Origin of the sequence: Streptomyces sp. NPDC048349, assembly GCF_040651925.1 — a bacterium.
Classification (GTDB): Bacteria; Actinomycetota; Actinomycetes; order Streptomycetales; family Streptomycetaceae; genus Streptomyces.
The window spans coordinates 1-8569 of record NZ_JBEZLA010000059.1; the positions used below are offsets into that span (position 1 = coordinate 1).

Below are 8569 nucleotides of genomic sequence, written 5' to 3' on the forward strand. Positions count from 1 at the left end.
CGCCGCCGGTGATGTGCGAGAAGGCGTGCACCTCGGCCGTCCGGGTGAGGGCCAGGCAGTCAAGCGCCGGAGCCCCCGCCCCTTCGCGCCTGCGGCGCGTCTCAGCCGAAGACGGGACCCGTGAACTTCTCGCCCGGCCCCTGGCCCGGCTCGTCCGGGACGATCGAGGCCTCGCGGAAGGCGAGCTGGAGCGACTTCAGACCGTCCCGCAGCGGGGCGGCGTGGAAGGAGCTGATCTCGGTGGCGCTCGCGGTGACCAGGCCGGCCAGGGCCGTGATCAGCTTGCGGGCCTCGTCGAGGTCCTTGTGCTCGGAGTCCGGCTTGTCCAGGCCCAGGTTGACCGCCGCGGCGCTCAACAGGTGCACGGCCACCGTGGTGATCACCTCGACGGCGGGGACGTCCGCGATGTCGCGGGTCATGGCGTCGTAGTCGGGCGATTCGGGTGCGGGGTCGGCAGCGGTGTCGGCGGGGAGGGTCGCGTCAGTCATGCTCCACACGATAAGCCGGGCGCCGGGCGACCCCCGACCGGAGCACCAGGTGAGCGGCTCTGGCGCGGAATGCTATATTGGGCTACGACCGGCCGGAGACCTACGTCCCCGGCCCACAAGTGGAGGCTCCGATCTCCCACCCGACCACCCTCCGGGGCGGCGGGTCACCGGTCAGGCGGCATCCATCGTTCCGTACGGACGATGGAAAGCTGCCCGAGTCTGCGCCCCGCGGTTCGCATGCGGCGGTGCTCCGGTCCTTTGGAGCCCCTGCCTGTGCCCGGCGGGGCTTTTTTCATTCTCCCGCCGTGGTCGGTCTGACGGAATTACACGTCAGCGGCTGTCTGCCAGGCAGTCGTGTGGTGCTACCGAGGAGGATCCATCAGCACCGAGCCCCGCATCAACGACCGGATTCGCGTTCCCGAGGTACGACTCGTCGGTCCCAGCGGCGAGCAGGTCGGCATCGTGCCGCTTGCCAAGGCGCTTGAGCTCGCGCAGGAGTACGACCTCGACCTGGTCGAGGTCGCGGCGTCCGCACGCCCGCCGGTCTGCAAGCTCATGGACTACGGCAAGTTCAAGTACGAGTCGGCCATGAAGGCCCGTGAGGCGCGCAAGAACCAGGCGCACACGGTCATCAAGGAAATGAAGCTCCGGCCGAAGATCGACCCGCACGACTATGACACCAAGAAGGGTCACGTCGTTCGGTTCCTCAAGCAGGGCGACAAGGTCAAGATCACGATCATGTTCCGTGGTCGCGAGCAGTCCCGGCCGGAACTCGGCTACCGACTGCTGCAGCGTCTCGCTTCGGACGTCGAGGACCTCGGGTTCATCGAGTCGAACCCGAAGCAGGACGGCCGAAACATGATCATGGTCCTCGGTCCGCACAAGAAGAAGACCGAGGCGATGGCCGAAGCCCGCGAGGCGCAGGCCGCCCGCAAGGCGGAGCGCCAGGGTGTCGCCGCCGCCGACGAGGAGGCTCCTTCCGAGGAGACCGCCGCAGCCGAGGCGACGACCACCGAGGATGCCGACGTCACCGAGGCCGCCGCCGACGAGGCGAACGCCGAGGCCTGATCCGGGGCAGCCTGTCCCGGATCACCGACACAACATGACGCTCCCGCCACCCGGTCCCCCACCGGACCGGAGGGAGCGCCACCGACGAGGAGATAACGGCGCTATGCCGAAGAACAAGACGCACAGCGGGACCAAGAAGCGCTTCAAGATCACCGGCTCCGGCAAGGTGCTCCGCGAGCGCGCCGGCAAGCGCCACCTGCTCGAGCACAAGTCGTCCCGCATCACCCGTCGCCTCACCGGCAACGCGGAGATGGCCCCCGGCGACGCCGCGAAGATCAAGAAGCTTCTCGGCAAGTGATGTTCTCCGCTCCCGCGCCGGGAGCGGAGGAGCGTCAAGACCGGGACCCCATCGAATTCGGGCCGTGTGAAGACAACCACGGCCCCGCTACAAGGAGTTAAAAAGTGGCACGCGTCAAGCGGGCAGTAAACGCCCACAAGAAGCGCCGGGCAATCCTCGAGGCTGCCTCCGGCTACCGCGGTCAGCGTTCGCGCCTGTACCGCAAGGCCAAGGAGCAGGTCACCCACTCGCTGGTCTACAACTTCAACGACCGCAAGAAGCGCAAGGGCGACTTCCGTCAGCTGTGGATCCAGCGCATCAACGCCGCTGCCCGCCAGAACGGCATGACGTACAACCGCCTCATCCAGGGTCTGAAGGCCGCCAACATCGAGGTGGACCGCAAGATCCTCGCGGAGCTGGCCGTCAACGACGCCAACGCGTTCGCCGCGCTGGTCGAGGTCGCCCAGAAGGCCCTCCCGGCCGACGTCAACGCCCCCAAGGCCGCTGCGTAAGGCCTGGCCGGCCGCGTGAGCGGCCGGCACCCTCGGACCCGCAGGCGATGCGCCTGCGGGTCCGAGTGCTTTTCCCCGCACGGCAGGGGCGGCCCCCGTACCCGCACGGCACCGCCCGCGCCCCACCGCCCGCGCCCCCGAACGCCCGCACCGCCCGCGCCCCGCGCGCCCCGCACCCCGAGAGAGAACCGCAGAGACCATGGCTGACCTGGGTCACCCCGAGCTGATCTCCCCCCGATCCCCGCGGGTGGCCGCCGCCAGGCGACTGGCGCGGCGCAACTTCCGCACCAAGGAGCGCCGGTTCATCGCCGAAGGCCCCCAGGCGGTCCGCGAGGCCGTCGAGCACCGCGGGGCCGAGGGGGCATCGACCCTGATCGAGCTGTTCGCCACCGTCGAAGCCGCGGAGCGCCACACCGGGATCGTCGACGCCGCGCTGGCCGCCGGCGCCCGGGTCCACTACGCCTCCGACGAGGTGCTCGCCGAGGTCTCGCAGACCGTCACCCCCCAGGGGCTCGTCGGCGTCTGCCACTTCCTCGACTCGCCCTTCGAGGAGATCCTCAAGGCCGAGCCCAAGCTCGTCGCCGTCCTCGCGCACGTCCGCGACCCCGGAAACGCCGGCACGGTGCTGCGCTGCGCGGACGCCGCCGGAGCCGATGCCGTCGTCCTGACCGACGCCTCGGTCGACCTCTACAACCCCAAGTCCGTACGGGCCTCCGTGGGCTCCCTCTTCCACCTCCCGGTGGCCGTCGGCGTCCCCGTGGAGCAGGCCGTCGAGGGGCTGCGCGCCGCGGGCGTGCGGATCCTGGCCGCCGACGGGGCCGGCGAGGACGACCTCGACGCCGAGCTGGACGCGGGCACCATGGGCGGTCCCTCGGCCTGGGTCTTCGGCAACGAGGCCTGGGGCCTGCCCGAGGAGACCCGGGCCCTCGCGGACGCCGTCGTACGCGTCCCCATCCACGGCAAGGCGGAGAGCCTGAACCTCGCGACGGCCGCCGCCGTGTGCCTGTACGCCTCCGCGCGTGCACAGCGGGCGCCCGGAGGGTGCCGCTCCGTGACCCCCAGCTAGTAATGTGGCGGCCCGGGGGCCCACTGCGCTACTCGGAGATGTGGGGTACGGGGACATGACCGTCGGTACGAACAGCTCACTGGGGGCCGCGGACGCGGCCGAGGAGCGGTTCCGGGACGCCCCCGAAGCCCCGGCCGCCGCCGACGGCCTGCGCGGCGTCCCGCCGCAGGCGGGGGACTGCGGCCGCGAGCGCGCCGCCCCCTCCCCGCCCGCCCCCGGCTCCCCCGACCGCCTCGGCATCCCCGGGGTCGACGCCGACGACCTGCCCGACGGGCTCGTCGTCGCCGACGACACCGGGCGGGTGATCTGCTTCAACTCCGCCGCCGCCCGGATCACCGCCCTGGCGCCCGACCAGGCGCTCGGCTCCCGCATCGACAGCGCGCTGCCCCTCGAGGACCTCGAGGGCCGCCGCTGGTGGACCCTGACCGACCCGTACGGGGGCCTCGGCATCCGCCGCGGCCAGCCCGAGCGGAACCTGCTGCTCCCGGGCGGCCGCGAGGTCCTCGTCTCCGCCAGCTACATCCGCACGCACCCCACCGGCCCCCTGCGCCGCCTCGTCGTGACGCTGCGCGGCACCGAGGCCCGCCGCCGCACCGAGCGCAGCCACGCCGAGCTGATCGCCACGGTGGCGCACGAGCTGCGCTCCCCGCTGACCTCCGTCAAGGGCTTCACCGCGACCCTGCTCGCCAAGTGGGAGCGGTTCACCGACGAACAGAAGCGGCTGATGCTGGAGACCGTCGACGCCGACGCCAACCGCGTCACCCGCCTCATCGCCGAGCTCCTCGACATCTCCCGCATCGACTCCGGCCGCCTCGAGGTGCGCCGCCAGCCCGTGGACATCGCCACCGCCGTCGGCCGGCACGTCCAGGCGCTCACCGCGAACGGCCAGGCCCCCGAGCGGTTCCTCGTACGGGTCGGCCGGCCCCTGCCCGATCTGTGGGCCGACCCGGACAAGATCGACCAGATCCTCGGCAACCTCCTCGAAAATGCAGTGCGCCACGGGGACGGAACGGTCACCATCGACGTGTCGCCGCACGAGAAGGGAACCGCCGTCACCGTGACAGACGAGGGCCCCGGGATCCCCGAGGAGTCGATGGGCCGCGTCTTCACCCGCTTCTGGCGGGGGAGCAAGCGCGGCGGTACCGGCCTGGGCCTGTACATCGTCAAGGGCATCGTGGAGGCCCACGGCGGCACCATCACGGTCGGCCGCGGCCCCGGCGGCGGCGCCGAATTCCGATTTATCCTGCCCGTGAGCGCCCCGGCCTACCTCACGCAGTAGCACTGCGGAGCGTCTTGCCAGGCGGCCCACGGGCTCCTTCACCCCCGGCGACCTTTAGAATCGTCCTTTGGCACCTTTGTGTCTCTGCTTCGATCGGTCTGATCGTGTCGTACGGGGACCCACCAGCCAGCCATCGGAAGTACGGGAAGAGATGTCGGCACCGAACAAGTCGTACGACCCTGTCGAGGTCGAGGCACTGAAACCGGAAGAGATCGAGCGCATGCGGGACGAGGCGCTCGCCGCCTTCGCGTCCGCCGGCGACCTCGACGCGCTGCGTGAGGCGAAGACCGCGCACATGGGCGACCGCTCGCCCCTGGCGCTCGCCAACCGCGAGATCGGCGCCCTGCCCCCCCAGGCCAAGGCCGAGGCGGGCAAGCGCGTGGGCCAGGCCCGCGGCGCCGTGAACAAGGCCTTCGGGGCCCGCACGGTCGAGCTCGAAGCCGAGCGCGACGAGCGGGTGCTGGTCGAGGAGGCCGTGGACGTCACGCTGCCCTACGACCGCGTACCCGCCGGCGCCCGGCACCCCCTGACCACGCTGATGGACCGCATCGCGGACATCTTCACGGCCATGGGGTACGAGGTCGCCGAGGGGCCCGAGGTCGAGGCGGAGTGGTTCAACTTCGACGCCCTCAACTTCACGCCCGACCACCCGGCGCGCCAGATGCAGGACACCTTCTTCGTCCAGGGGCCGGAAGGCACCGAGGGCGACGAGTCCGGCGTCGTGCTGCGCACCCACACCTCCCCGGTGCAGGCGCGCTCGCTGCTGGAGCGCAAGCCCCCCGTCTACATCGTCTGCCCGGGCCGCGTGTACCGCACCGACGAGCTCGACGCGACGCACACCCCGGTCTTCCACCAGGTCGAGCTGCTCGCCGTGGACGAGGGCCTGACCATGGCCGACCTCAAGGGCACCATGGACCACATGGTCCAGGAGCTGTTCGGCGAGGGCACCACCACGCGCCTGCGCCCGCACTTCTTCCCGTTCACCGAGCCGTCCGCCGAGATGGACATGCAGTGCTACGTGTGCCGCGGCGAGTCGGTGGGCAACCCCGACCGCCCGTGCCGTACCTGCTCCAGCGAGGGCTGGATCGAGCTCGGCGGCTGCGGCATGGTCAACCCCAAGGTGCTCGTCGCCTGCGGCGTGGACCCCGAGAAGTACAGCGGGTTCGCCTTCGGGTTCGGCATCGAGCGGATGCTGATGTTCCGCCACAACGTAGAAGACATGCGAGACATGGTCGAGGGTGACGTCCGCTTCACCCGGCCGTTCGGGATGGAGATCTGATGCGGGTCCCGCTTTCTTGGCTGCGGGAGTACGTCGACCTCCCCGCGGGTGCGACCGGTCGTGACGTGGCCGCCAAGCTCGTCGACGCCGGCCTCGAGGTCGAGACGGTCGAGCAGCTCGGCGGCGGGCTCAAGGGCCCGCTCGTCGTCGGCCAGGTGCTGACCATCGAGGAGCTCGAGGGCTTCCGCAAGCCGATCCGGTTCTGCACGGTCGACGTCGGCCAGGCCAACGGCACCGGCGAACCGCAGGAGATCGTCTGCGGCGCCCGGAACTTCTCCGTCGGCGACAAGGTCGTCGTGGTCCTGCCGGGCGCGGTGCTCCCCGGCGACTTCGCGATCGCCTCGCGCAAGACCTACGGCCGCACCTCGCACGGCATGATCTGCTCCGGCGACGAGCTGGGCATGGGCGACGACGGCACGCACGGCATCATCGTGCTGCCGCCCGAGCACGAGGTCGGCACCGACGCGATCGAGCTGCTCGAGCTCGTCGACGAGGTCCTCGACATCGACATCACCCCGGACCGCGGCTACTGCATGTCCATGCGCGGCGTCGCCCGCGAGGCGGCCACCGCGTACGGCCTGCCGCTGCGCGACCCGGCGCTGCTCGACGTCCCGGCGCCGAACTCGTACGGCTACCCGGTCAAGGTCGACGACCCGGCCGGCTGCGACCGCTTCACCGCCCGCACCGTCACCGGACTCGACCCCGACGCGCGCTCCCCGATCTGGCTGACCCGCCGCCTGCAGAAGGCGGGCATGCGCCCGATCTCGCTCGCCGTCGACATCACCAACTACGTGATGCTCGAGCTCGGCCAGCCGCTGCACGCCTACGACCGCTCCCGGATCGACGGCGCCATCGGCGTCCGCCGCGCCGAGCAGGGCGAGAAGTTCACCACCCTCGACGGGGTCAAGCGCACGCTCGACGCCGAGGACCTGGTGATCACCGACAACGGCGGGCCCATCGGCCTCGCCGGTGTCATGGGCGGCGCCAACACCGAGATCGCCGACTCCGTCACCGACCCCGAGACGGGCGCCGTGACCGGCACCACGGCCGTGGTCATCGAGGCCGCGCACTTCGACTCCGTGTCGATCTCGCGCACCGCCCGCCGCCTCAAGCTCTCCTCCGAGGCCTCCAAGCGCTTCGAGCGGGGCGTCGACCCGCTGGCCGCCGCCGCGGCCGCGCAGCGGACCGTCGACCTGCTCGTGCTCCTCGCGGGCGGCACCGCCGAGGCCGGGGTCACCGAGTTCCTCGCCCCGGGTGCCCCGCGCACCATCGCGATGCGCGCGGACCACCCGGACCGGGTCGCGGGCATGGACTACGGCCGCGAGACCGTCGTACGCCGCCTCCAGGAGGTCGGCTGCGACGTCTACGGCCAGGACGAGCTCGTCGTCACCGTTCCCTCGTGGCGGCCCGACCTCGCCGCGCCCAACGACCTCGCCGAGGAGGTCATCCGGCTCGAGGGCTACGGCAACCTGCCCTCGACCCTCCCGCAGGTCCCCTCCGGCCGCGGCCTCACCCCCCGCCAGCAGCTGCACCGCCGGGCCGGCCGTGCGCTGGCCGGCGCGGGCTACGTCGAGGCGCTCAGCTACCCCTTCATCGGGGAGGGCGTCTTCGACCAGCTCCAGCTCCCGGAGCGCGACGCGGCCCGCCAGGTCGTCAAGCTGGTCAACCCGATCTCCGACGAGGAGCCGGCGCTGCGCACCACGCTGCTGCCGGGCCTGCTCGGCGCGCTGCGCCGCAACGACAGCCGGGGCAGCCACGACCTCGCGCTCTTCGAGACCGGTTCGGTCTTCCTGGCCGGCCCGCGGCCGGGCGTGGCCGTCCGGCTGCCCGTCGACCGCCGGCCCACCGACGAGGAGATCGCCACCCTGAACGCGGCCCTGCCCGCGCAGCCGCGGTACGCCGCGGTCGTGCTGGCCGGTGCCCGCGAGCAGGCCGGCTGGTGGGGCAAGGGCCGCCCGGCCGACTGGGCGGACGCCGTCCAGGCCGCCCGCTCGCTGGCCGTCGAGGCCGGCGCGGAGCTCGTCGTCCGCCAGGGCCAGTACGGCCCCTGGCACCCGGGCCGCTGCGCCGAGCTGGTCGTCACCCTCGACGGTGTCGAGCAGGTCATCGGCCACGCCGGCGAGCTGCACCCGCGCGTGGTCAAGGCGATGGGCCTGCCGGCCCGCACCAGCGCGATGGAGCTCGACCTCGACCGCCTCGCGGCGGCCGGCGGCGAGGCCCTCCAGGCGCCGCGGATCTCCTCCTTCCCGGTGGCGACCCAGGACGTCGCGCTGATCGTGGACGCGTCCGTCCCGGCGTCGGACGTGGAGGCCGCGCTGCGCCAGGGCGCGGGCGAACTCCTCGAGTCGCTCCGGCTGTTCGACGTGTTCACGGGTGCGCAGGTCGGCGAGGGCAAGAAGTCCCTGGCGTACGCGCTGCGCTTCCGCGCGGCCGACCGCACGCTGACCGCCGGGGAGTCCACGGCCGCGCGCGACGCGGCGGTGGCGCTCGCGGGCGAGCGGACCGGGGCGGTGCTCCGGGGCGCGTAGCCGCCCGCCCGCAGGGCCTGGTGAGGGGCGGCGCCCCGCCCACCGCGGCCGCCCCCCCCAGCTATGGGTAGT

Annotated in this window: 8 protein-coding genes; 7 read left to right on the forward strand and 1 reads right to left on the reverse strand. The window is 72.3% G+C overall.

From position 1 onward, the window contains the following. Positions 1 to 101 precede the first annotated feature (101 nt). The gene (locus tag AB0D44_RS27080; RefSeq protein WP_362595583.1) at positions 102 to 488 is read right to left on the reverse strand and encodes a DUF1844 domain-containing protein; all 387 of its coding nucleotides are present in this window, start codon (positions 486 to 488) and stop codon (positions 102 to 104) included. 354 nt (positions 489 to 842) lie between these two features. Here AB0D44_RS27080 and infC point away from each other — a divergent pair, with 354 nt between their 5' ends. From infC to pheT, 7 genes are all read left to right on the forward strand, one after another. Continuing rightward, positions 843 to 1556 carry a translation initiation factor IF-3 gene (gene infC, locus AB0D44_RS27085; protein ID WP_362595585.1) on the forward strand — a complete coding sequence of 238 codons (714 nt, stop codon included), beginning with the start codon at positions 843 to 845 and terminating at the stop codon, positions 1554 to 1556. Positions 1557 to 1659: 103 nt separating this feature from the next. Continuing rightward, complete coding sequence (gene rpmI, locus AB0D44_RS27090) at positions 1660 to 1854, forward strand: 50S ribosomal protein L35 (protein WP_069919538.1); 195 nt, start codon at positions 1660 to 1662, stop codon at positions 1852 to 1854. Between the two features lie 104 nt (positions 1855 to 1958). Then, positions 1959 to 2345, forward strand: a complete 387-nt coding sequence (rplT, locus tag AB0D44_RS27095; protein ID WP_007263143.1) for a 50S ribosomal protein L20 — start codon at positions 1959 to 1961, stop codon at positions 2343 to 2345. 208 nt (positions 2346 to 2553) lie between these two features. Beyond that, complete coding sequence (locus AB0D44_RS27100) at positions 2554 to 3411, forward strand: RNA methyltransferase (RefSeq protein WP_362595661.1); 858 nt, start codon at positions 2554 to 2556, stop codon at positions 3409 to 3411. A 55-nt stretch (positions 3412 to 3466) separates the two neighbouring features. Next, on the forward strand, positions 3467 to 4690 hold the full coding sequence (locus AB0D44_RS27105; RefSeq protein WP_362595587.1) for an ATP-binding protein: 1224 nt from the start codon (positions 3467 to 3469) through the stop codon (positions 4688 to 4690). A 151-nt stretch (positions 4691 to 4841) separates the two neighbouring features. Then, entirely contained in the window at positions 4842 to 5969 is a 1128-nt protein-coding gene (pheS, locus tag AB0D44_RS27110; RefSeq protein ID WP_362595589.1) for a phenylalanine--tRNA ligase subunit alpha, read from the forward strand. After that, the gene (pheT, locus tag AB0D44_RS27115) at positions 5969 to 8497 is read left to right on the forward strand and encodes a phenylalanine--tRNA ligase subunit beta (RefSeq protein WP_362595591.1); all 2529 of its coding nucleotides are present in this window, start codon (positions 5969 to 5971) and stop codon (positions 8495 to 8497) included. The genes pheS and pheT overlap by 1 nt, the downstream gene beginning before the upstream one ends. The last annotated feature ends 72 nt before the right edge of the window (positions 8498 to 8569 follow it).

What these genes read in the sequence shown, in the direction of transcription:
- AB0D44_RS27105 (WP_362595587.1), top strand. Translation starts at nt 3,467, where the DNA reads ATGACCGTCGGTACGAACAGCTCACTGGGGGCCGCGGACGCGGCCGAG.
- rpmI (WP_069919538.1), top strand. Translation starts at nt 1,660, where the DNA reads ATGCCGAAGAACAAGACGCACAGCGGGACCAAGAAGCGCTTCAAGATC.
- pheT (WP_362595591.1), top strand. Translation starts at nt 5,969, where the DNA reads ATGCGGGTCCCGCTTTCTTGGCTGCGGGAGTACGTCGACCTCCCCGCG.
- pheS (WP_362595589.1), top strand. Translation starts at nt 4,842, where the DNA reads ATGTCGGCACCGAACAAGTCGTACGACCCTGTCGAGGTCGAGGCACTG.
- AB0D44_RS27080 (WP_362595583.1), bottom strand. Translation starts at nt 488, where the DNA reads ATGACTGACGCGACCCTCCCCGCCGACACCGCTGCCGACCCCGCACCC.